The organism is Dehalococcoidia bacterium, assembly GCA_028711995.1.
In the GTDB taxonomy this organism is placed as follows: Bacteria; Chloroflexota; Dehalococcoidia; order SZUA-161; family SpSt-899; genus JAQTRE01.
In genome coordinates, this window is the sequence record JAQTRE010000036.1 from 1 (window position 1) to 23,420 (window position 23,420).

The following is a 23,420-nucleotide window of genomic DNA, read 5'->3' on the forward strand; positions in this document are numbered from 1 at the left end:
AAGTGCTCAAACCCTCAAAACCGAGGGCTTAACCTATGAGAATGTCACTTGAACGTCAAAACGTCGGTTTCAAAAACCGTGTCAACTTCTTTCAGGGTATTCTTAACCCCTATTCTTAAACGGCCTCATAGGTCAAAGCAGCCCGTGTGACTTCAACAGACCGGAAGGGTTGACCAGATGTTTCTTGAACCAGCTCTTGGGGCCTTGCAGGCCCATCGCCAATCCCATCAGCTCGGTGAAATAGAACACGGGGAGAGTATCCTTCCCCTGCCTGGAATCCAGATTCGCCTGGCACAGGGGGCAGGCAGTGACTATGGCTTCGGCCCCCGCCCCCTTGGCAACATTCATGAGCTCTCCTACCAGCTTTATCACTATATCCCTTCTGGTGAGTGCCAGGCTCCCGCCACAACAATCCACCTTCCCTGACCAGTCCACAGCATCAGCACCCAGGCTATCCATCAGAATATCCATCGATTGAGGGTTCTCCGGATCATCAAATGTGACAACCTTTGGAGGCCGAACCAGAAAACATCCGTAGTAGGAAGCCACTTTGAGACGGGATAACGGCTTTGTCACCTTTGTCTTAACTGTATCGATGCCCACCTTATTACACACGATATCCAGAAGGTGACTGATATCGGAGGTTGCCTCACATCTTGAACCGATAGATTCCGCCATCTGCGCCTTTAATTCGTCAGAGTTCATCATCGCATGGCGGGTATGCTTGAGCCTCAAAAAACAGGCGGGGCAGGCAACAGCGATATCCAGGCCCTCTTTTTCCGCTATAGCCAGATTTCGAGCAGCCAGGGCATGGGAAAGCATGTAATTGGTGGAATGTCCGGACGAAGCCCCGCAGCAACTCCAATCATGCATTTCCTTCAGTTCGATGCCAAGGCTTTGGCACACGGCCTGTGCTGAAAGGTCATATTCCCTTGCTGTTGATTCCAGGGAACATCCCGGATAATAAGCGTATTTCAAGCTAAACCCCTCTGGTCTTTTCAAAAATTGTTTTCATCTCTTTGGATGCTTTGATCTTGGAAGGAAACAGCTTCAACTTGCGCCTGGCGAACATTTTCATGCCCAGGCCGAGGTCTGAAAAGAAATCCTTAGTCCTCAACTTCAGGAGGAGCAGCATTCCCAATTCATACTGCTTTCCCAATTTTTCTACAGGATACAGAAATGTTTGATGGAAAGTGGGGATAACCTTTTCCTTGCCCTCCACCTTCTCCCGAAGCGCCATCTCTCTCAGGGTGTCCATGACCCCAAGTATATTCACCTCGTTCGGACATCGGGTAACGCAGGTCTCGCAACCGGCGCATATCCAGATCGTCGAACTCTCCAACAATTTCTGCTTCTGCCCCAGTTGGACCATTCTCATCACCTGGTTGGGACGATAATCCATAGCAAACGCCACGGGGCATCCCAAGCTACAGGTGAGACATTGATAGCAACGATCCAAATCGGATCTGCTTAGCTCCCTCACCTTCTGACTGAAGGCCGAGTCAGCCGTCTGGCTGCCAGGCTGATCAATAAACTCGATGGTGTTAATGCCCCACCTCCTCAAGCTCATTTGCCTTGAAAGTGGTCAAGGGCAGTTCCTCTTCCAGGCTCCGCCCAGGGACATAATCGAAGACTTTCTGCAGCCTGGATCCGACCAGGCGGAAGATATCAAATACCGGCACATCATTGGGGCAGGCCTCCTGGCACAGGCCGCACCCTACGCATGAGACGCCCATATGATTAAGCCTGGTCAAATGGAAAAAGAGGGTATCGGTCGGCATCCTTAAAGCCCCTCTCTTTGAAGCCCTTCCCAGATACTTATCGGCCTCCAGCTCAAAGGTCGGAGAATCGAAGAAACACTCCTTACAATAGCAAATGGGGCAAGCATCCCGGCAATTGTGGCAATTGATGCAGGGAGCGAAAACGGGGAGCAGTTTATCCAGTCCATGAGTCTGCTCAATGGTACGCGCAAAAACTTCATCTCTCCTTTTGATCCTTTGAGCAACCAACTTGTCGATCGCTTCCTGCCTCCCCTGAATGCTGCCAGCTTTTACTCCCAGCCCTTCCAATATTCTCTCCCCTTCTTTCGTGGCGGCATGAAGGAGGAATCCCTTGTTCAAATCCATACCGATCAAGCCAATAGTCAGGTCCGCATTGATTGGAACGGAATACTCGCAGATCTGGCAAGCCTCTCTGAGGAGAGGATCGTCTTTCCCTGACTTGGCGTTGTCCAAGAATCGCTGGGTGGGTGATGGGCCTTCCTTAGCAAATTTACCGTAGTCGCATACGGAGTAGGTGCCAAAGCAATCCATTCCTATCAAGACCAGATTCTCCAATGAGGCCTGCTTCAGTTTCACCAGTTCTATCAGCGCCCTGAGTTCGCAAGGTCTCAAGACGACGCCTATTTTCTTTGCACTTGAAGCCACCTTGGTCATCGCGGACACGATGCGCGCCGAGTTGATCGGCAACACCGGAGCCAGCGGGTTTATTGATTTAATTTTCTCAGGGCTGGTGATCAGGGTTTGCACCACGTTAGCACCTGAGGGAAGTTCATGGGGAATGAGCAACGCATCAACTAATCCCTTCTTCAGTAATTCACCGAATAGGTTATTGATACCCTCTATTAATTTACCCTCGCTGACTTCAATGATGGCGTCCGTTGCCATATTACACCTCTTCAGACTAATCTCCCCACACTCAGGGAGGGGTTCGTTGCTGCGAAAAATCCCTTCGGCTGCTCATTAAGTAGACCAGCACTCTTTCAATGGGCTGGGTCCTTTCTTCTTGATCTCAGCCGTGATCTCATTCATCGTCCTGGCAAACTTCGGCGCCTCGGAAGCGCCGATCCATCTGACCCAGACCCGATCATTCTCCAATCCCAGAGTGTCCAGGACAGTCTTCAGTGCGGTCATCCTTCTTCTTGCCTTATAGTTGCCTGATACGTAATGGCAATCACCCGGCTCACATCCGCCCAAGATGACCGCATCGGCTCCCTCCAGCAAGGCTCGGAGGATATAGACAGGGTCGACCATGCCGCTGCACATCACCCGGATGGGACGGATATTAGGGGGATATTCCAGCCTTGTAGTGCCGGCTAGGTCAGCCGCGGTAGACGTACACCAGTTGCAAAAGAAACCAACTATGCTAGGCTCAAACTCGCTATCCACTTCTCAACCTCCGCTCACGCGGCCACATCCGTCATGGACAAGGCCTGCTTTGAGGTAAATCCTCTCAGAGTTGTCGCCCCGCTGGGGCAGGCTGCAGCACAAGCCCCGCAACCCTGACACAAAGCCTCCCTCACTACCACCACGCGCTTTTCCACATCCTTGAACCTGGCTCCGTAAGGGCACACCTGGATGCAAATCTCGCATCCGGCGCATCGTCTTGCATTCACCGCGGAGACAATCCTCCCCGATTCAAGTTTTTCCCTTCTGAGCAAAGATACCGCTCTTTGGGCAGCGGCCTGCGCCTGGGCTATGGTTTCCCCTATGTTTCGCGGAGAGAGCGCCAGGCCACAGGCAAAGATACCTTCTCTGGCAAAATCCACCGGACGGAACTTGACCTCAGCCTCTTCAAAGAACCCATCTTGCGTCAGCTCTAAATCCAACATCCCCGCCAGACTCTTATTGTCCTCGGGAAGGATCGCCGGACTGAGTACGACCAGATCAGCCTTGAACGCCAACTGCCCTCCCAACACCGGATCCCGGACTTGAACTTTCAGGCCATTCCCTTCCTCTCTGACCTCCGGCTTTTCATCCGCTTCGTAGCGACTGAACAAGACTCCCTGCTCTCTGGCTCGGGTATAATATTCCTCTGAGAAACCGTAGCTCATCATCTCTCGATACAGAATCGAAATCTGCAGGCCCGGGTTCTTCTGCTTCAGATTCAAGGCATTTCTCAAAGCCTGACTGCAACAAATCCGGCTGCAGTAAGACCTGTCGGCATCCATTGACCCCACACATTGAATCATCACCACCGAGTTCAGGCGCTTGGGATCGAGATCGCCCGAGGCAAGTCTCTTCTCCAACTCACTTTGGGTAAAGACATTAGCGCTCTGCCCGTATGAATACTCGTTTGGCTGATATTCGTGGCCGCCGGTGGCTATAATAATCGCCCCCACCTCGACGGGTGAAAGCTCTGCATCTTTGTTTTTCAGTGTTACCGTAAACCCCCCAGCATAGCCGGTGATCCCGAGAACCTCGGTTTCCTTGTACAGGTGAAGCATGGGGTTGGACTCGGTTTTTCCCATCAGATCTTTCAGCAAGGCCTGCGGATCATTGCCTCCCAGAGTAGAGTAGATATGCTGCAGATTGCCCCCCAGCTCGCCTGACTTCTCCACCATGTGAACTTCAAAGCCCTGCTCAACGATGGATGCCGCCGAAACCAGCCCGGCAAGCCCGCCGCCGATAACCAAAGCTTTGTGGTTCACCGGACTCCCGACAAGAGGCATGGCCTGTTCCAGCCGTATCTTTTCTGAGGCCATCGCCAGCATGCTCTTTGCCTTTTCAGTAGCCAGAGGTTTGTTGCCTTTGTGGACCCAGCAAATGTCTTCCCGAAGATTCACAATTTGGACATAAGGGGTTTTTATCTCCCCTGTAGCCCCACGGAGCAGAGAACACCCGGCCAAAACCACCCGGTCGGCCTTATACTCCTCGATCTTTTGGTTCAACCCTTCCAGGGCTTCTTTTCGACAAAGATACGGCACTTCGTCGCAAGCGACTACGCTGGTCAGGTCCCGGCTTGAGGCAACGAGCTTATCGATATCAACTATCGAGCCAACTTCCTCCCCACAGCGACAAATGAAGATCGCCGTTCTGGGTTCCTCTTCTGAAGTATCCGCCGGATAGCTTTGGGAAACGGCAACCTCGCCTCGGCAGGAGGAAAGCAGTTTGGAGGCTTGGCAAGCTGCAGCACCGGCCCCGATCAGGCTATCCGCAATATCCTTTGGCCCGGAGGCGGAGCCGCAAACATATATTCCCTCTTTTGTAGTTGCCGTCGGAGAGAATTCGCTGGTCCGGCAAAAACCCCATTTGTTCGATTCGATACCGAGTACCCGGCTGAGCTCCCCGAATTGATTGGAGGGGGACTGCCCAATGGAGAGGACCACCATCTCGAATTGCCTCTTTTGCAGGCTTCCATCGTCCGCTTCCGACGTGAAATACAAGTCGCCGGTTCGGGGATCACCCTTAACCACGGGAATACGGCAACGGCTGAAGTTGACCCCATACTTCGACCTTGCCTCCAGATAATACCGATAGTACCCTTTGCCAAAAGTCCGCATATCCATGAAAAAGATATGCGCATCAAGCTGAGGATTTTTCTCCTTAGCCATCATGGCTTCCTTCAAAGCGTACATGCAACAGGCCGAAGAACAGTAATCGCGCTCCCTGCATCTTGAGCCCACGCATTGCAGGAAGGCGATCGATTGAGGAATCTTGCCATCGGAAGGACGAACCAGCTTCCCTTGTGACGGACCTGAGGCGCTCAGCAATCTCTCCAACTCGATACTGGTTACGACATTCGGATAACGCTTGTGCCCATACTGAGCCAGAGACGTTGTATCAAATTCCTCAAAGCCCGAGGATACAATAACAGCGCCCACCTTCAACTCTCTGACTTTATCCTCTTTGGAAAGGTTTATAGCGTCAACCGGGCATTTTTTAACGCAGGCTTCGCACCGGCTGCAGTTATCCCAATCAATGACATAATTGTTGGACCCGAGCAATGGACGGCGAACATAAATAGCCTTTCGCTTCCCCAACCCTTCATTGAACTCATCAGCGACCTCTACAGGGCAGACCTGGGTGCAAAGCCCGCAGCCAATGCACAAGTCCTTTCTCACTCCTGATGGCTTATTCCTCAGGGAGACTGAGAAATCACCTGCTGTCCCTTCCACCTTCATCACTTCAGTCAGAGGCAGGAGTTCAATATTGGGATGGATCAAACCCTTCCTAAGGCAGTATTGGGAAGAGAAGTCCCGGCCAAAGGTAGGCAGCACCTTGCACATGCCACAGTGGTTATCGGGGAACCACTTATCCAACTGCACCAGGGTTCCTCCGATATCGGGGCTTCGATCACAAAGATAAACCTTGAAACCCGATTCCGCCAGATCCAGAGAGGCTTTTAGCCCTCCTATTCCGGCGCCGATGACCAATATCTTTCCTTCCATCTTACCTATGTCCTGCCGTGGCACTCTATATCGTTTCTGCGATACCTCAAACCAAAACGGATATCACTTCCATCATTTGCTTCTTGGAGGAATTCCTCGTTTGATTTGCCCCTGACGGGCAGGTGGCGCTGCAAGCGCCACAACCCCTGCAGAGCAATTCATTGACCGTCATTATCCTTCGCCGCTTGTTGAATACCAGGGCACCGTATTCGCATACGCTCTCACACATCCTGCAACCGGCGCATACTTCTTCATCAATGCTGGCGGTAAGGGGGTCCCTCTTGACGGTTCCGACGATAAGAGGGATAGCTGCCTTGCAAGCAGCGGCATGTGCTTGAGTGACGGCATCGGTTATATCCTTTGGCCCCTGGCAGCATCCGGCCAGGTAAATGCCATCCGTATTTGTCTCTACCGGTCCCAACTTGGGATGAGCTTCCAGGAAGAATCCGTCGCTGCTCTGAGCAATCCGTAACATATTCGTCAGGTTCCGGACATCCGCTTTCGGCACCATACCGACAGCCAATACTACCATGTCAGCCTCTTCCTCGAACATCTCTCCCATCAGAGTGTCTTCCGCTCTTACCGCCACCTTATCGCCCTTCTTGTATATTTCCGAGACACTGCCCTTGCGGTAAATTACCCCTTCCTTCTGAACGTCTTCATAGAATTCCTCATAGCCTTTGCCGAAGGCCCGGATATCGATGTAACATACGGTGACCTTCGCGTCAGGAAATCTGGACTTGATATAATGAGCCTGCTTTGCGGTATACATACAGCAGACCCGAGAACAATATCTATTACCCACAACCTTATCCCTGGAGCCGAAACATTGAATGAACACCACGTTACGGGGTTCCTTGCCGTTGATCTGAATTTTACCCTGTGTGGGCCCGGATGGTGAGGCAAGCCTTTCCAGTTCCAGGCTGGTGATGACGTTCGGATAGCGGCCATATCCGTACTCCGGCTTCAATCTTGGATCGAAGGTGCCAAATCCGGTGGCCAGGATAATCGCGCCCACCTCAAACTCAACGGTTTCTGCCTTCTGCTCACATCCGTCTCCTGCACTTACAGGCTCCTTATTGACTTTAGCCTTGAAATTACCGATGTACCCTTCCACACTCGTCAGCTCCGACGAGGTGAAAACCTCTACATTGGGAAGCTCGCTCAGGGCAGCTATCTTTGGGGCCAACATGGTGCTGGTAGACTCGAGCGTAACAAAGGTTTTATCCAATTCGGCTACATGTCCCCCAAGAGAGGGTTGCCGTTCGATAAGATAGACTTTGAATCCGGCGGTCCCCAAATCCAATGCAGCCTGAATACCCGCAATACCCCCGCCAACTACCAACGCCGCAGGGGTTACTCCGACCTCCTTTGCCTCCAGAGGCCGCAATAAGGACGCCTGCGCTACTGCTGCAGCCACCAACCGTTCTGCTTTCAGGGTGGTCGTTTCCACATTGGGATGCACCTGAGAGCATTGTTCCCTTATATTGGCTCGAGAGAGAAGATAGGGATTGAGCCCTCCTTTTTGAACATTGAGCCGGAAAGCGTTGGTATGCATGTTTGGCGTGCAGGCGGCGATCAGCACTCTATCAAGCCCCTGCTCTTTGATGTCCTTGACGATCATTTCCTGCCCCGGGTCGGAACACATATACATATAGTGCTTGCCTACGACAACGCCAGGCAGAGTTCGAGCAAATTCGGCAACCTCCTCGACATTCACCGTGCCGGCAATATTCGTCCCACAATGGCAGATATATACGCCCATTTTCATGATGCGCCGTTTCCTCTTGTCATTCTTGAAAGCAGGGCGCAGACCATTCCAGCCGCACCGCTTGCCTGAGTTACGGAGTCAGGTATGTCCTTTGGGCCCTGGCAACACCCGGCCATAAAGATTCCGGCCGTCTTGGTCTCCACCGGCCCCAGCTTGGCATGAACTTCCTGGAAAAACCCATCATCGCTCTGAGAAATCTGCAACATGCCGGTCATATTCAGGACGTCCGGCTGCGGCACCATACCGACGGCCAATACCACCAGGTCGGCCTCTTCCTCAAACATCTCTCCCAGCAAGCCGTCTTCCGCCCTCACGATCAGTTTGTCGCCCTTCTTGTAGACCTCCGAGACGCTACTCTTGCGGTAAATCACCTCTTCCTTCTGGACATTTTCATAGAATTCCTCATAGCCCTTGCCGAAGGCTCTGATATCGATATAACATACGGTGACCTTCGCGTCATGGATCCTATACTTTATATAATGAGCCTGCTTTGCAGTGTACATGCAGCAGACCCGAGAGCAGTATCTATTGCCCACCACCTTATCGCGGGAGCCGAAACACTGAATGAACACCACATTGTGAGGCTCTTTGCCGTTGATCAGGACTTTGCCCTTGGTGGGCCCGGATGGAGAGCAGAGCCTTTCCAGTTCCAGACTGGTGATGACGTTCGGATAACGGCCATATCCGAATTCCGGCTTGAGCCGCGCATCAAAGGTATCAAATCCAGTGGCCAGGATGATGGCACCCACCTCTATCTCAACGGTTTCTTCCTTCTGGGCAAAATCTACGGCGCCAGCCAGGCAGTATCTCTCGCAAGACCGGCATTCGATGCATCCTTCTATTTGTCCCGCGAGACACCGTGAAGCTTCTTGAATTGCTGCATCCGTAGCATAACCCGGGGAAACCTCACGGAAACTCTTAACCCTCTCCTCTGCAGGCTCCTCATTTATGTTCAGGCGCTTACGCAAAGGAAAGCGTTTCTTTGAACTTTCGATCTCCTCTTGGGAGAATTTGCCCGGTTGTTTTCTCGTTTCTTCGGGTTTGAGAGGCTCCTTTTGAAGATAGCGATCGATGGAGCGAGCTGCTTTCTTGCCTGCCGCTATGGCGTCAATCACATAAGCCGGCCCGGTGACCACATCTCCCCCTGCGAATATTCCCTCGACATTGGTTGCTCCAGTTCCAGGGTCAACCTCTATCGTGCCACGCTTGGAGAGCGAGATTCCAAGTTCCTTGAGGAACTCAACTTCTAGAGCCTGCCCAAGTGCCGTAATCACTGTGTCTACTGCGATGGTGAACTCTGAGCCCTGGATCGGAATAGGGCGAGGTCGGCCTCCCGCATCCGGTTCCCCAAGCTTCATCCTGATGCATTCTATCTTGGCGAGTTTTCCATTCTCCGATATGAAACGCGTCGGATTAGCCAGAATCTCTATTGCGATTCCTTCTTCTTCCGCCGCTTTCACTTCCTCTTCTGCAGCCGGCATCTCAGCGCGAGAACGACGATACACTATTTTGACATTCTCTGCACCGGAGCGTCTGGCTGTCCTGGCACAGTCAAGAGCCGTATTGCCTCCACCGATCACCGCTACCCTCTTCCGCACATTCACCTTCTCCCCAAGGTTCATCTCCCTTAAAAACTTGATCCCCTCCATGACGCCAGGCTGATCTTCCCCTGCCACTCCAAGCGTCATTCCACCCTGCGCTCCTGTACCAACGAAGACGGCGTCATGTTCCTTTCTGAGTTGTTCTAAGCTGATATCTTTGCCTACCTTAACCCCAGTCCTTATTTCCACACCCAGCTTGGTGATGTAGCCTATCTCCTGGCGCAAAGTCTCTTTAGAAAGACGGTATTCAGGGATTCCATAGCGAAGCATTCCTCCCGGCTCGGGGAGAGACTCGAAAATGGTGACCCCATGCCCTTTTAGGGCCAGATCGTTTGCAGCAGCAAGACCTGCGGGACCTCCGCCGATGACAGCAACCTTTTCCCCCGTCTTCTTAATATTGGGGGCCTCTAATTTCTCGATATTTACCCGGTCAGTGGCCGCCCTCTTGAGCTCTCGGATAGCCATAGGTTCGTCAAGCTGCCCGCGATTACAGACTTTTTCACAGGGAGCGTAGCATATTCGCCCGCAAACAGCAGGGAGAGGATTGGTATCCCGTATCGTCTTGTAGGCGTCTTCGAATCTACCCTCCGCAATCTGTTTGATATAGCCCAGCACATTGGTATGAACGGGACAAGCATCCTGGCACGCTGCTTTACAGGGGCGCTCTTCTCTCTTATCGATAAGGTACTTGTTGGGAACCGCTTGCGGGAACTGGACATAAGTAGCCTTTCTCGTGCTCAGTCCCCGATCAAATCGATTGGTCATCACCACCGGACATCCCGCCGAGCAGGTGCCACAACCGGTACACTTCTTCCAATCAACATACCTGGGTTTTCTTCTGATCTGAACCTTGAAATTACCTTGACTACCCGTAACTTTCGTCACTTCGGAATACGTCATCAATTCTATGTTCGGGTGATTACCTACATCTACCAGCTTGGGGGTCCCCACGCAGGCGGCACAATCCAAAGTGGGGAATACTTTATCGAATTGCGACATATGCCCTCCGATGGAGGGCTCTCTTTCGACCAGATAAACTTTAAATCCGGCGTTAGCGATATCCAATGCCGCCTGCATTCCCGCGATACCCCCGCCCACTACCAACGCTGCTGGCACGTTCTTATTCCCGTTGTTCATAGTAGGAACCTTTTCTTTATCTTAGCAGAGGGCTGGAGTAGTCTGACTCAACCCCCGATCTCGGTCGATGGCAGACCCTTAACCCCCACTCGTTGCGGGAGTTTCCCTCACCCCCTCAATCCCCCTCTCCCGTTTACGGGAGAGGGGGAGGAAAACATCACTTAGGGGACACCCCTAAAACCCCGGCAGAGGGAAGACCCTCTGCACGCCCTGACAAGCGATTGATGGTTAACCGCTGATAACTGGTTACTGAATTCCGCCCCAGCCTTCCGGCAGGAGGAATCCTTACTCTTCTTCAGAAGCTCGTTTGAGTCCATGTCCATTCAAATAGCCATTGACACCAATTCGAGAATATCCATCACCTGGATTTTGCCGTCTCCCGCGGTCTTAGCGGAATCTTCCAGCGTCAATACGCAGAACGGGCACGCGGTAGCCAATATCTCAGCGCCCACCTCCAGTGCGTCTTTGACCCTGATTTGCGCCAGGCGCTCCCCCGACTCTTCTGATGCCTCTATCCACATTCTGCCTCCTCCACCCTCGCAGCATAAGCTCTTTTCCCGCGATCGATCGAGTTCGACAAAAGTCACTCCCGGAATGGATTGGATTATTTTTCGGGGCTCATCAAAAATCCCGTTTTGCTTGCCCAGGAAACAGGGATCGTGATAAGTGATCGTCTTTTTGACTTCTTTGGACAAAGGAAGCTGTCCCTTATCGATCAGTTCTGCCAGAACCTGGGTATAATGCTTTACCTGGAATTCGCCCTTGGGATACTCGTTTTTCAACGCATTGAAGCAGTGAGGCGAGATGGTGACGATCTCCTTGGCGCCGACTTTCTGGAAGAGCTTCATATTCTTTTCCACCAGCTCTTCAAAAAGGCCTTCCTCTCCCAGCCTTCTCATCTCGTTTCCGCAGCAGCTTTCCTCATTTCCCAACATGGCGAAGCTGACCCCTGCGTGGTTGAAGGTTTTCACCAGAACCCTGGCCACTTCCTGTATCCTGGGATCATAGGCAGCGGCACAGCAAACAAAGAACACAACATCTGCTTTAACTTGCTGATTACTATTGGCAGGCTGCAAACTCGTCGCCCATTCCGATCTTTTGTTTCGGGGCTTTCCCCATGGATTCCCGTGCTTGAATACTCCCTCCATCGCATCCATAGCTGTGGTCGGGACGCGTCCCTCTTCAACGAGGATACTTCGCATACCAATAATTACCTCGGAGGGTTTGAGCCCCCTGGGACAGCGGATGGAACAGGTAGAGCAAGTGGTGCAATCCCAAATCTCTTTCTTATCGAAAATGGTCTCAGCGCTATCACGTATGATGGCCTCACGAACCATTCTCCTGATGTTAAGAGCACTTCTCGAAGTGACAGGGCACCCGCTGGTGCATCGGCCACATTGATAGCAGCCCAACAGGTCGTACTTTTGAGCAAAACTGGTTTCACCGATGTTCATCGGTTTGTCTCCTTATTATCCGCCCTTTAATGCCAGCATTCGATCTTTCAGCAATGGTACCACTTTGAACAAATCATCCACAATGCCATAATCGGCCACTCCGAAAATGGGGGCTCTGGGGTCTTTGTTGATGGCGATCAAGGTGCCAGCCCCCCTTATCCCGGCGAGATGCTGGAAGGCCCCGCTTATGCCAATAGCCACATAGAGTTTTGGGGCAACTGTAGTCCCAGAGGTTCCCACCTGCCGATATTTGGGAAGCCATTTCTTGTCCACCACAGGCCGGGAGCAAGCCAGAGTGCCTCCCATGGCTTTGGCAAGCTCCTCCACCATTGGGATGTTCGCCGGATCTTTGATCCCATAGCCTACAGATACGATAATATCTGCCTGAGTTAAGTCTACATCGCCCTTGGCGGCCTCTACGTATTCGATGAACTTCTTGTACTTGGCGTCCTCTTTCAGCGGGGATTCCACTATTTCCACTTCCCCACCCTTGAGTCCCGACTCGGTTGCCGGGCAAGATCCGGGTCGAATCGTAGCCATGCAAGCCTGTGGTTGGGAAAAGGAGGTCTGGACATTTACCTTGCCGCCATACATCTGCCGTAAAGCAACAAACCTATCCCCGCTGAATTGCAGATCGATGCAGTCGGTGGAAAGAGATAGACCCTTTTCAGCAGCCAGGCTGGGGGCCAGATCCAGGCCGAATCCGGTATGTCCGATCATGGTCAGCATCGGCTTCCTTGAGTCGATCAAAGCCGATAGGACATTCTGGTATAATTCGCTGTTGAAATTGGCTAACCTCTGGTCTTCTACCATCAACACGCGGTCAGCCCTTTGGGCCAGATCACCGGCAAGAGACTTGACCTGATGGCCCAAAAGTATGGCGGTTAGCTGGGCGCCTGACTTGGAGGCTAACTCCCTCCCTTTGGTCAGCATCTCCCACGTGATGTCTCGAATTGTTCCGCTTCTATGTTCTGCCAGGACAAATATCTGCGACATCTAAGCCACCCCCCCTTTCTCTTTCAATATCTGCGAAAGCTTCTCCACCACCTCAGCCGTACTCCCTTTCAGAATCTCCGCCTGCTTCGAGGAGACGGGCACAAACATCTTCTCTATTCGTGTTCGGGAGCCACGCTCTCCGACTTCGTTCTCAGCCAGGCCGATCTCCTTGAGATCCAATACTTTCGTCTCTTTCTTCGCCGCCTTCCTGATAGCCATGATGCTGACATATCTGGGCTCATTCATCCCTGTTTGAACGGAGAAAACGGCCGGAAGTTTCACCTCATCCACTTCTTCAAGCCCGCTTTCCAACTCCCGGTGCACTTTAGCCACAGACCCTGTGATTTCGATCTGCGTCACCACGGCAGCATGAGGTACCTTCAAGAGCTCGGCCAACGTGGGTCCCACCTGGGCCAGGCCGTCGTCATCGGCCTGCACTCCGGTGAGCACCAGGTCGAAGGGGAGTTTCCGAACCACCTGAGACAAAACTCTCGCGACAGCGTAACTATCCGATCCAGCAAAAGCCGGATCGGTAATCCTGATGGCAGCATCAGCTCCGCCGGCAAGGCCTTTGATCAAAGTGTCTTCCACGTCGTTAGGACCCATAGATATCACGGTGACCGATCCTCCGAACTTTTCCTTCAAGAGGACGGCTTCCTCCAAAGCGTAACGATCCCACTCATTGATGTCATGCACCATGTTTTCCGTATTGATTCCCTTGCCATCCTTGGCGATGGTCACATCAGCCTCTTTGGTGTCCGGAACGCGCTTAACGCAAACTACAATATTCATCTCTTCTACTCCTTGCAGCGTCTATTCAGGCAGGAGACAAGACGGGCGCCGCCTTTTCATTAAGACCCAACTCAGTAGCCACTACCTCTCTGTGAAAATCAGGGCTGCCAAACAGGAGCGCCGACTGGCGAGCCCGGCGATAATACAATCCCATGTCATCATCCCAACTGGTGCCCAAAGCGCCTTTGATGCGAATTCCCATGCGCGTGCCCTTGCGATACATGTCACTGACCCACGTCTTGGCTGCGGCTATCTCCTTCGTACATGGCTGGTTCTGATTGACCAGCCATCCGGCGTAATAAGCATAGCTCCTACCTAACGATAGGTCCAACCACATATCCACCAGATAGTGCTGAATGCTCTGGTAACTTCCGATGTGATGGTCAAACTGCATCCGCTGTTTGGCGTGCGTCACTGCAGCTTCCAGCACCCATCCTGACCCACCGATCATCTCAGCACACTTGGCCAGAGCTGCCTGCTCAATGAGGCGGCTGACCACTGGCCACCCCTGGTCTATCGGGCCCAGCAGATTCTTCAGCGGCACCTTTACATTCTCGAAAATGAGCTCGTTTTGCTTGTCATTGGCGATGCTTTGAAGAGGAGTGATCTTGATTCCCTTGCTTTTGGCATCTACCAGAAACAGGCTGATGCCTTCTCCCAAGGATGAAGCTGCTCCTGTTCTGGCGACGCAAATAAGATAATCAGCAATATGCGCATCGTGGACAAAAAGCTTGGTGCCGTTTAATACATAGCCATCTTTCTCGGCCACCGCCTGAGTCTGGATTCCCTCTGCCTCATAGGTGGCGCTGGGTTCAGTCAAGGCCAGCGCCAGAAGGAGCTCTCCGCTGGCTACCCGGGGCAGAATTTCCTTCTTTTGCGCCTGATCGCCAGCAGCGCAGATTGCCAATGTGCATAGTGTTGTGGAGAAGAAAGGTCCCGGGAAGCAAGCTCTCCCCATCTCCTCCATCAGAACCATGAACTCCGTGAAGCTACCCTCCATGCCGTCGTATTCCTCAGGTATCAGCAACGCCATGTAGCCGAGCTCCGCCATCTTGGCCCAAATATCAGGGCTGTAATCCCTGGGGTCTTCTTCCATCTCTCGAACCATATCTCTGGAGAATTCCTTCTGCAGGAATTCCCGGGCCGAGTCTTTCAGCAGTTTCTCGTTTTTGTTCAGGTCAAAGTCCATAAGAGTATCTCCTTCAGAGTGAGATGTTGCTTTACCCTACGATTTGGGAAGTTTCAGCCCTCGCTGGGCAATAACATTCTTCAATATCTCCTCGGTGCCCCCGGCAAAGGTCAAGCCCAGATTGGCCTGGCAATTGTGCTGGCACTTCCCTTGAAGCTTGGTCCACTTTGAACCGTGTTTGAGGGTTCCAAAGAGGCCGAGGATTTCCAATGCCATGTTGTAGAAACGAACCGCCATATCGGCGATATAATACTTGGATGCCGAGACCTCGGATTCAATGGGGCGTTTGGCCGTTTGCAGCCAGGCGACGTAATAGCTATACTGCCGGGTTATTTCCAGCTCAATGGTTGCCTGGGCTATCCGGTTCCTCACAACGGGATCATCGGCCAGGCGTTTCCCATTAGGTCCGGGTTCTTTGCACAATTCCACCAGCGTTTCCAGATCATGCCGGCAATTACTGATCTCTGAAATAAAGCTGCGCTCAGAGCCGGCGATCCCCATGCTGGCGCGCCATCCGTTATTCACACCTCCTACGATGTTTGCCTTGGGTACCCGTAGATTGTCAAAGGTCACCTCATTGTAATGATGGGTCTTGTCCATGTATAGCAAGGGCGTTACCGAAATGCCCGGCTGGCTCATCTCTGTGAGGAAGTACGTCATCCCCAGATGCTTGGGGGCATTGGGATCGGTCCGGGCCAGAATAAAGATATGGCTGGCTCGATGGGCGCCGGTGGTCCATATCTTCCGGCCGTTGATGACGTAATCGTCCCCATCCTCAACCGCGGAGGTGATCAGAGATGCCAGGTCTGATCCGGCATTGGGCTCGCTCCACCCCTGGCACCAGGTAGTCGTGCCGCTCGCAATGAGCGGAAGCCACTTCTCCTTGATCTCGTCGCTGCCGCATTCGAGAATATTGGGGGCTACAAAGTAAGGACCCTGATCAACCCCGGGCACTGCATGATAAGCCCTGACTTCGGCAAAGATGAGCTGATCGATGGGGCTGAGCTCGCGTCCGCCATATTTCTTGGGCCAGCCCAGAGACAACCACCCCCTCTCCCCCAGTTTCCGTGACACGGAACAATGATAGGCCCAACAATCGTCTGTTGTGTGCATATCGAAGATGCCGCTCCACCCCTCGGGTGCATTTTTCTCTTCCGCGGCAAAGAACGCTTCGTACTCTTGCCTTGCTGCTTCCTGTTCGGGTGTGAATGCAAAATCCACGATCCATCTCCTATTGTTGTTTTGTACCTCTGATCGGCAGTATTTCAGGCCAGGCTAATCAGAGGATCTCTTCGGCAAATACCCCTTGGCTATGGCTTCTTCCTCCATGACAATCATGGCGGAATAGGGATCGGTCTCCCCTCTTTCGATCTCATCGAGGAGAGACTTCAATCGGGCACTGTTCCTGGTGAAGACCGAAAGGCGCTTCCTGAGATTCTGGTCAATGGCCTGGAAGAACTCTTCTCTCCTTTGCTGTTGCCGCTTTCGCAAGAGGTCTCCGCTGGACTGCAGAAACTCCCGGTGCTTCTCCGCTTCTCCATAGAGCTCTGCAATACCCACGTTGTTGGCTGCCTGAGCAGACAGAACAGGCGGCTGCCACTTTCCCTTGTGGGCGTTGAGGTACAACATGGATTGCATCCCGTCCATCAGTTGATCGGCACCGGGACGATCCGCCTTGTTGATCACAAAGACGTCGGCGATTTCCATCAGCCCGGCCTTCATCATCTGGATGGTGTCTCCGGCTTCAGGGACCAGCGCTACAATGGTGGTATCCACTGCATTCATGATGTCAAGTTCAGTCTGACCTACTCCCACGGTCTCCACGAGGATGATATCTTTGCCGAAGGCATCCATGAGCTTCATCACATTCCGAGTGGTGCCGGGGAGCCCTCCAAGGCTACCCCGGCTGGCCATGCTTCGAATGAATACCCCCGAGTCCAGATAATGCTGCTGCATCCTGATCCGGTCTCCAAGAACTGCCCCTCCGCTGAACGGGCTGGTTGGATCCACCGCCAGTATTCCCACTGTGAGGCCCTTGCTTCGGATCACTCCGGTGAGTTTGTCAACCAAAGTGCTTTTGCCCGCACCGGGAGGGCCGGTAACACCGATAGAGTAGGCTTTACCCAGGTGCGGATGAATGCCCCTCATAATCCTGGGAACATCCGGCGATTCGTTCTCCACCTGGCTGATGAGGCGAGATAAGGATCTCTGCTCTCCTTTTAGCATCCGTTCTATCAGCTGTTCTATCGTCAGTTCCATCTCATCATCCTTTCGCTCTGAACATGATCAGAGACTCGCGTACCCGGCATGTCCAATAAATCTGCGCTCATTTTCAACGATAACTTTACCGGTGGAAAACATGGCGAACATTGGACCAACAGGTCCTCAAGACGAAGCGCATCACGTCTGTCCGGCTACGGGTGCCGCCTCCTTATAGCTCAACGTCTGAAGATATCGCTGCCATATCCCCCAATCCTCCTTCGTCTCACTTCCCAGTGATTGGGCCGAATGGCTTTTCCAAACGATTCTTCCCAGGATTTCTCCCCGGTTCTCACCGTTCCATTGTTCTCCACCCGGATGGATTCCGCTGGCAGTGACGGGTTCCAGCCAGTCCAGATCAAAACCCATCCCCGCCGCTTCGGCTGGCGTGCGGCCTCCCAATGATTGGCATGGCATGAAAAAGTTGTAGCGCACCTGCCAGCCATCAACCAGCAATCGGATGGTCTCCGGTTTTCTTAATCTCCTCAATAACCTGTCCCTGCTTTGTAATACCAATCGAAAGTTCTCTACCGGCGTACTTGTGCGCCCGTCCATGAATGATCCGATACCCATCGGGTTTCCCCACGCTGGCGATGGAGGATAATCGCCACAAGTCAACGGATCATCCAGCATCAAAACGCTCGGCTGCTTCTGACACCTAACGATAGCTCGCGCATACATATCCAGCGCATCCTGAGGGATATTGCATTCGGATACGTGAGTTGCGAGCAATACACTCGTCTTGGTATCCAATATATCCAGAAACACCATCTCTTTCATACCGATGCTCACTGCTCTTTCACAAAGAGCCCAATTATCACCCACGATGGGCTTGAACTGTGCCGACCTGTCTACCGCCATCCTGGAGAAGCGGATCACCCATTCGTATAAGGTGGACTCAGCTATCCAGTAGTTGTGATGTTCGCTCAGGTATTTCCGGACCTCCCGGAGTGATTTCCCCTCATAGTACATGCCCATGGCTAAAGATACGATCTCAACCGGGGCGATCATCCCCGGGGCCGATTCCGGATGGGTAAACTTCCGGCGGCAGTCTTTGCACCACCAGCGCTGCACCCCTCGGAACCGGCCGTATCTCACCACACCCTGAGCACCACAATACTTGCACTTCATCGCTACCCCTTAAACTCCATAGTCATACCTTTTGGAAAAGCAAATCCGTAATGTTTCTTCTTGATCTGTATCCGATTCTGCTGTATTACAATACCCGTCATTTAAGGCCGTCTGACTTGAGAGTTCATCTCATCTGGCATTCTCCGCTCTGGCCGAAACAGGGTGCTGATAAGGTCTGACTCACCCCCCTATCCCCCACTCGTTGGGGGAACTTTTGCATCTGGGGGACACCCCCAAACCCCCGGAAGGAGGAATCCTTCACCTCTTTTTCAATAGTCTGCGAAAGGTTAGTAATAAAACAGAGCCCCGTCCACCATATCCGGACGACCCGGCCCGTATTGATCCCCACGAGCTTTCATGAGCATCTGCTGGACCTCTCCGGAGGTAACATAGGCTTTGGCGGCATCGATGACGTGCGGCATCATGTTTTCCCCGGACTTGAATACCTCGTACAGGATCTTCTTGTGTTTTTCCACCTGGGCCTTATCCCGTTCCCGGCGCACCTTGTTCAGGCGAGCTATTTGACGCTCGCGGATGGTGGGGTCGTATTTCCTGACCTCCGGAACGTATTTGGCCAGCGGCTCATTTTCATCCATCACAAACTCGTTCACGCCGACAATGATTCGCTCCTTGTTGTCGATTTCACGTTGATACCTGACGGCGGAAGCCATCATCTGCTGGTAGAACCACTCAGCGCCCGGACGCTTGATAACACCGCCCAGTTCTTCAAGCTTGTCGATGATCTTCTGAGCCTCTTCCTCCATTTTGTTGGTCAGCCATTCCACATAATACGAGCCGCCCAGGGGGTCGACGACCCGGGTTATCCCCGTCTCATTCTCGATGATCTGGGCTGTCCGGATTGAAATGGTCTGAGCGAACTCCGAAGGTGTGGCCACCGCTTCATCGAAGGTCTGGATGGATAACGACTGTGTTCCACCCAGGATCGCCCCCAGGCCACAGAAAGCTCCCCTGACGATATTGTTGAAAGGCTGTTGCGCCTGCATGTACGGCCCCAGTGTTTGAACGCCTACCCGCACTCTCCATGACCTGGGGTCTTTGGCGCCGAATTTGTCCTTCATCACTCTGGCCCACATCCTCCGCATCGCCCTGAATTTACACGCTTCTTCGAATATGTCGGGGCCGGAATTCATATAGAATTGTGCTCTGGGAGCGATACGGTCTACGTCCAAGCCCCGCTTCATGATTTCTCTGATCCCTTCCATTCCCGCAGAGATCCCGAACGCGATCTCCTGAACGGCGGTCAATCCCCCATCCCGGACGTTGCGAGTATCGACACAAAAGGTATTGAAGTTCTGCATCTCCCTGGCGGTGAACTCGGCCATATCGATGTACGGGTTCCCCTTGTTTTCCGGATGTTGCAGCAGCCTGACTTTCCCCTGTGTGCTGCCCCGGAGCGTCTTCCTGCTGTAACCCATGTTCTCAGCTGCAGCGATCAAATAGGCCAGGGCCTGAAACTGATCCATGGGCAAATGAATGTTCACCTTATCCAGGTCAATCCCGTCAAACGCTGTTTCCCAGTCGGCCACGGTGTCTGTCTTGACGACACCCTGCCCCCCTCCGTATCCCAGAAGTATCTCGTCATCCGTATCCCAGTTCACCATGGTGCCCCCGGCAGAGCCTGAGATGGTGCAGGTCAACGCGGTCCCCCCCTGGGATATCAGATACTTCCACAGTTTGTTGGTTTCCTCAACGGTGCCCCATCCGGCCACCTGTCGCTTGTTCCAGGTCCTCCCGCGAAAACCATTGGGGAACAGCCCACGGGTATAGGGATACTCACCCGGAAAGCCGATATCTCTCACATAGTCTGTCCCTTCGGTATCGATCGGCGAATAGACACGGTCAACCGGTATCCAGGAGTCCGTACAGTATTCCGACTTCTCCTCGGGAGTCTTTTTCAATGTTTCGGCTACAAGCTCGTCATATTGCTTTCTCGCGATTTGGATCTCTTTGAGTTCCCGTTTGTTCATTGATTTTCACCCTCCTTATGTACCTGCTCTTCCCCGAAAAATGCCCGCCATGGTTTGAATCAGATCACTTCCTGCAGCACATATGATCTTTCATGCAACTGACCATGGAAGCTGCCGTGCTACCGGGGCCAAACACATCAACAACCCCCATTGCCTTCAATCGCGGCTTATTTTCAGCTGGAATTACTCCCCCAACGATGATCGGAATATCGGCATCTTTGTCTTTCAATATCTGGAGCAGCTGCTCTACCAGAACAGGACCATCTCCGGCCATGATGCGGTAGCCAATGAAATCCGCATCCTCTTGAATGGCAGTATCCGCGATTTGCTCAGCGAAGAGGGCGCCCCCCAGGATCACTTCGATCCCCTCATCTCTAAGCCTGGTGGCTACGACATTGTAACCACTCACATGACCGTCAAAGGGATTCCTAACCAGCAGAAGTCGTATTCTTCTATCTTTCTCCATTTGCTCTCCTCCTTACTTAACTTATCGTGGATGTGTGATGTGTCTTGGTGTGACCACTAAGATAGCATTCTGAACGAGTACTTATGTATCTGTACCACCTGGACAACTTCGTAGCAGATGATCTCTGGAAGTTCGGCGAGTATATTGTCCAGGAAAACATGCAGCCCGCGGATGTCTTTGGCTATCGCCCACATGCAGATCTGAAAATTCCCGGAGATGATGCTCACATGCATGATAGTCTGCTCAAGGGCTAGGGAGTTTGCTACCCCAACAAGCCTGTCGTATTTGACCTTGAGGAAAACCAGTGCTCGAACCCTGTATCCCAAAGCAGCCGCGTCAACGACGCTAACAAACTTGACGATCCCATTGTTCAGGAGTTTCGCCATTCTCCTGTTCACGGCAAATCTGTCACTGCCGACTCTTTCTGCCAGTTCCGTCATGGTTTGCCTGGGCATTATCTCCATCTCTCTAATAAGCAACAGGTCGAATTCATCCAGAGCATCCCGCTTGGCACGCTTGTTGGGAATACCGGTTTCGTGTGTAAAGTATCGCCACGAGTTTTTCACCACATTGAGGAAAAAGACCGTCTCGATATCGATCACCTGGCTCAATTTCCCCAGCGCTTCCGGGAGAAGTTGCATCAGTTCCTTGATATCTCGAACCAGAACCCATGCCATCACATCATAACGGCCTGTGGTCAATTGAATGTATTTGATGGCTGGATAGGGCGCAAGCTGATCGGCAATGGCACGCGATTTCCCCGAGGGAACCTTTATCCCAACCAGACAGAAAACCTCATACCCAACACAAAACGGGTCACTGATAGTGGCAAATGTGATAATGCGGCCGTCCAAGAGCCTCTGAAGTCTTCTGTGAACGGTTGTTTTGCTGATGCCCATTTTGGTAGCGATACTCTCATATCCCTGCCTGGCATCGGATTCCAGTTCCTTGAGCAATATCATGTCCAGATCATCAAGTTCCATCTTCTCTCCTCAAGAACCATTCGTGATGCTGGTTCCCTCAGGCATCCCCGCTGCTATCTGTCCACAAGAAGGTTTCCAGAACCCTAACACTGTGACACTTCCACCCCTTCAGCGGAAGTTGCCTATGATGATGTCATTTACGGAAAGAGCGCTCACAGATCCCTCGAAGCCATTTTCCACGCACTATTGCGCGCTTTGCAAATTGAAAAGGTCATTAGTGCTATAGATGATTAAATAGTGCTCATTTGTTACGTCGATTCACCTTTTGGCGGTATAGTAGCACAACCAGTTGAGGTTGTCAACACGCTCATTGTGTGGTTCTGTTCGGATATGGTTGTGGTGGATTTTCACGAGACAAGCAAACCATATGGTCTTATACATATTGATGAGGCGAGCGTAATGAAGATCAAGGACCACGTGAGATTTGCAGGGGGCAAAGTTGGTGAAGATAGCAGCCGAAACATTGAATGAACGGTTGTGGGTCTATGCATCTAGCGAAATACAGTAAGGTTGGGGGGATTCGACGATATGGTTCCGTAAGACTTGCCGGCGCAAGTTTGCCGATAATGACTCGCTACCAAACATGAGAACATCAGCCGATCAGATATCGCCGTCACAAAAGGAGGAATGACGGAGAATCGCAGATAAAATTCGAGGGTAAATGGTGAACCTGAGGGTACGATAGGCAAAACTTCCCAGGTCTCAACCAGTTCTCGCTACCTCCGAGCCAGTTCCATCTCTATTTCGGGCACAGGCCGCTGTGTCTTGCCCACCTCTCCCAGTTTATCTGCCTTATACGCTTTTACCCAATCCCCCAATGTCGATGGCGGTAATGACAACCTCCGCGCAGCCTCCGGCAACGACATATTCCCTTCCGCTACCAGATTCACCGCTTCTCCCCGAAACTCCTTGGTGTACCTTCCCTGCGAAATCCCTTTCATTTGAACACTTCCGTCTCTTTATTCTATCTGACTTTGGTGTCCGTTTTTTCCATCTTACTTCATGTGCTCCCTGCAGACATTGACATCTTCCATGGACCAAGATAATATTCAAGTGATGGTGCTTCATCGGCTGAGGATTTGTTCGTTAAGACCCTCAACGAAAAGAGGCTGTTCGGCAACGTGAGTCGACGCTAAAATAGAGGATTCCGGATATAGCCGCCTCTGTCTGCCATGCAAAAGTGACCTCGATAACGCCGGGGTGCAACAAGGAGACGCAAGCACTGTTCCTCGATTGGCTTGGTCAAGACCAATCATTCCGGGGCCATCTGCCTGTGTGAAGAGGACCAAAAGTCGCCTTTTCAAATACCTCTCTTGTATCCCCGACCGTAAGGTCCTGTGGAGTTAAAAACATGTATAAGGAGAAGAAGTTGGTCGTAGTAGACGAAACCAAGTGTCTGGGATGTGGAATATGCACCCATTTTTGCCCGGTAGACGCCCTGCAGGGCTATGGGATTATTGAAATCGACAGGGGTGTTTGTACGG

Annotated in this window: 19 protein-coding genes; 1 reads left to right on the forward strand and 18 read right to left on the reverse strand. The window is 52.3% G+C overall.

The window, feature by feature from the left end; translation table 11 throughout:
- Positions 1-132 precede the first annotated feature (132 nt).
- From PHV74_07035 to PHV74_07120, 18 genes are all read right to left on the reverse strand, one after another.
- Positions 133-978 (reverse strand): CoB--CoM heterodisulfide reductase iron-sulfur subunit B family protein, encoded by an 846-nt coding sequence (locus PHV74_07035; GenBank protein MDD5094115.1) that lies wholly within the window; start codon positions 976-978, stop codon positions 133-135.
- A gap of 1 nt (position 979) precedes the next feature.
- Positions 980-1,570 carry a 4Fe-4S dicluster domain-containing protein gene (locus PHV74_07040; protein ID MDD5094116.1) on the reverse strand — a complete coding sequence of 197 codons (591 nt, stop codon included), beginning with the start codon at positions 1,568-1,570 and terminating at the stop codon, positions 980-982.
- Positions 1,545-2,666, reverse strand: a complete 1,122-nt coding sequence (locus tag PHV74_07045) for a Coenzyme F420 hydrogenase/dehydrogenase, beta subunit C-terminal domain (protein ID MDD5094117.1) — start codon at positions 2,664-2,666, stop codon at positions 1,545-1,547. Before PHV74_07045 ends, PHV74_07040 begins: the two co-directional genes overlap by 26 nt.
- Positions 2,667-2,741: 75 nt before the next feature.
- The gene (locus PHV74_07050) at positions 2,742-3,167 is read right to left on the reverse strand and encodes a hydrogenase iron-sulfur subunit (GenBank protein MDD5094118.1); all 426 of its coding nucleotides are present in this window, start codon (positions 3,165-3,167) and stop codon (positions 2,742-2,744) included.
- Between the two features lie 14 nt (positions 3,168-3,181).
- Positions 3,182-6,169 carry an FAD-dependent oxidoreductase gene (locus PHV74_07055; protein MDD5094119.1) on the reverse strand — a complete coding sequence of 996 codons (2,988 nt, stop codon included), beginning with the start codon at positions 6,167-6,169 and terminating at the stop codon, positions 3,182-3,184.
- A 46-nt stretch (positions 6,170-6,215) separates the two neighbouring features.
- Positions 6,216-7,940: a CoB--CoM heterodisulfide reductase iron-sulfur subunit A family protein gene (locus tag PHV74_07060; GenBank protein ID MDD5094120.1), complete on the reverse strand. Its 1,725-nt coding sequence runs from the start codon at positions 7,938-7,940 to the stop codon at positions 6,216-6,218.
- The gene (locus PHV74_07065; protein MDD5094121.1) at positions 7,937-10,678 is read right to left on the reverse strand and encodes an NAD(P)-binding protein; all 2,742 of its coding nucleotides are present in this window, start codon (positions 10,676-10,678) and stop codon (positions 7,937-7,939) included. The genes PHV74_07060 and PHV74_07065 overlap by 4 nt, the downstream gene beginning before the upstream one ends.
- A gap of 323 nt (positions 10,679-11,001) precedes the next feature.
- Entirely contained in the window at positions 11,002-12,132 is a 1,131-nt protein-coding gene (locus PHV74_07070) for a (Fe-S)-binding protein (GenBank protein ID MDD5094122.1), read from the reverse strand.
- Between the two features lie 15 nt (positions 12,133-12,147).
- A complete protein-coding gene (locus PHV74_07075) occupies positions 12,148-13,128 on the reverse strand; it encodes an electron transfer flavoprotein subunit alpha/FixB family protein (GenBank protein ID MDD5094123.1) in 981 nt (326 codons plus the stop codon).
- Positions 13,129-13,920, reverse strand: a complete 792-nt coding sequence (locus PHV74_07080) for an electron transfer flavoprotein subunit beta/FixA family protein (protein ID MDD5094124.1) — start codon at positions 13,918-13,920, stop codon at positions 13,129-13,131.
- A 25-nt stretch (positions 13,921-13,945) separates the two neighbouring features.
- Positions 13,946-15,109 carry an acyl-CoA/acyl-ACP dehydrogenase gene (locus tag PHV74_07085; GenBank protein MDD5094125.1) on the reverse strand — a complete coding sequence of 388 codons (1,164 nt, stop codon included), beginning with the start codon at positions 15,107-15,109 and terminating at the stop codon, positions 13,946-13,948.
- 36 nt (positions 15,110-15,145) lie between these two features.
- Complete coding sequence (locus PHV74_07090; protein MDD5094126.1) at positions 15,146-16,330, reverse strand: acyl-CoA dehydrogenase family protein; 1,185 nt, start codon at positions 16,328-16,330, stop codon at positions 15,146-15,148.
- 54 nt (positions 16,331-16,384) lie between these two features.
- Positions 16,385-17,368 (reverse strand): methylmalonyl Co-A mutase-associated GTPase MeaB, encoded by a 984-nt coding sequence (gene meaB / locus PHV74_07095; GenBank protein ID MDD5094127.1) that lies wholly within the window; start codon positions 17,366-17,368, stop codon positions 16,385-16,387.
- 141 nt (positions 17,369-17,509) lie between these two features.
- On the reverse strand, positions 17,510-18,499 hold the full coding sequence (locus PHV74_07100) for a hypothetical protein (GenBank protein MDD5094128.1): 990 nt from the start codon (positions 18,497-18,499) through the stop codon (positions 17,510-17,512).
- A 287-nt stretch (positions 18,500-18,786) separates the two neighbouring features.
- Positions 18,787-20,487 carry a methylmalonyl-CoA mutase family protein gene (locus PHV74_07105; GenBank protein ID MDD5094129.1) on the reverse strand — a complete coding sequence of 567 codons (1,701 nt, stop codon included), beginning with the start codon at positions 20,485-20,487 and terminating at the stop codon, positions 18,787-18,789.
- A gap of 64 nt (positions 20,488-20,551) precedes the next feature.
- Positions 20,552-20,953, reverse strand: a complete 402-nt coding sequence (locus tag PHV74_07110; protein ID MDD5094130.1) for a cobalamin-dependent protein — start codon at positions 20,951-20,953, stop codon at positions 20,552-20,554.
- A gap of 56 nt (positions 20,954-21,009) precedes the next feature.
- Positions 21,010-21,936 carry an Lrp/AsnC family transcriptional regulator gene (locus PHV74_07115; GenBank protein ID MDD5094131.1) on the reverse strand — a complete coding sequence of 309 codons (927 nt, stop codon included), beginning with the start codon at positions 21,934-21,936 and terminating at the stop codon, positions 21,010-21,012.
- 716 nt (positions 21,937-22,652) lie between these two features.
- Complete coding sequence (locus tag PHV74_07120) at positions 22,653-22,877, reverse strand: transposase (protein ID MDD5094132.1); 225 nt, start codon at positions 22,875-22,877, stop codon at positions 22,653-22,655.
- 410 nt (positions 22,878-23,287) lie between these two features.
- Here PHV74_07120 and PHV74_07125 point away from each other — a divergent pair.
- Positions 23,288-23,420 (forward strand): 4Fe-4S binding protein (locus PHV74_07125; GenBank protein MDD5094133.1); only part of this gene is annotated, 133 nt, incomplete at its 3' end.

Excerpts from the sequence above, each read along its gene's own strand:
- PHV74_07040 (MDD5094116.1), bottom strand. The coding sequence starts at position 1,570 with ATGAGCTTGAGGAGGTGGGGCATTAACACCATCGAGTTTATTGATCAG.
- PHV74_07045 (MDD5094117.1), bottom strand. The coding sequence starts at position 2,666 with ATGGCAACGGACGCCATCATTGAAGTCAGCGAGGGTAAATTAATAGAG.
- PHV74_07055 (MDD5094119.1), bottom strand. The coding sequence starts at position 6,169 with ATGGAAGGAAAGATATTGGTCATCGGCGCCGGAATAGGAGGGCTAAAA.
- PHV74_07060 (MDD5094120.1), bottom strand. The coding sequence starts at position 7,940 with ATGAAAATGGGCGTATATATCTGCCATTGTGGGACGAATATTGCCGGC.
- PHV74_07065 (MDD5094121.1), bottom strand. The coding sequence starts at position 10,678 with ATGAACAACGGGAATAAGAACGTGCCAGCAGCGTTGGTAGTGGGCGGG.
- PHV74_07070 (MDD5094122.1), bottom strand. The coding sequence starts at position 12,132 with ATGAACATCGGTGAAACCAGTTTTGCTCAAAAGTACGACCTGTTGGGC.
- PHV74_07075 (MDD5094123.1), bottom strand. The coding sequence starts at position 13,128 with ATGTCGCAGATATTTGTCCTGGCAGAACATAGAAGCGGAACAATTCGA.
- PHV74_07080 (MDD5094124.1), bottom strand. The coding sequence starts at position 13,920 with ATGAATATTGTAGTTTGCGTTAAGCGCGTTCCGGACACCAAAGAGGCT.
- PHV74_07085 (MDD5094125.1), bottom strand. The coding sequence starts at position 15,109 with ATGGACTTTGACCTGAACAAAAACGAGAAACTGCTGAAAGACTCGGCC.
- meaB (MDD5094127.1), bottom strand. The coding sequence starts at position 17,368 with ATGGAACTGACGATAGAACAGCTGATAGAACGGATGCTAAAAGGAGAG.
- PHV74_07100 (MDD5094128.1), bottom strand. The coding sequence starts at position 18,499 with ATGAAGTGCAAGTATTGTGGTGCTCAGGGTGTGGTGAGATACGGCCGG.
- PHV74_07105 (MDD5094129.1), bottom strand. The coding sequence starts at position 20,487 with ATGAACAAACGGGAACTCAAAGAGATCCAAATCGCGAGAAAGCAATAT.
- PHV74_07110 (MDD5094130.1), bottom strand. The coding sequence starts at position 20,953 with ATGGAGAAAGATAGAAGAATACGACTTCTGCTGGTTAGGAATCCCTTT.
- PHV74_07115 (MDD5094131.1), bottom strand. The coding sequence starts at position 21,936 with ATGGAACTTGATGATCTGGACATGATATTGCTCAAGGAACTGGAATCC.
- PHV74_07120 (MDD5094132.1), bottom strand. The coding sequence starts at position 22,877 with ATGAAAGGGATTTCGCAGGGAAGGTACACCAAGGAGTTTCGGGGAGAA.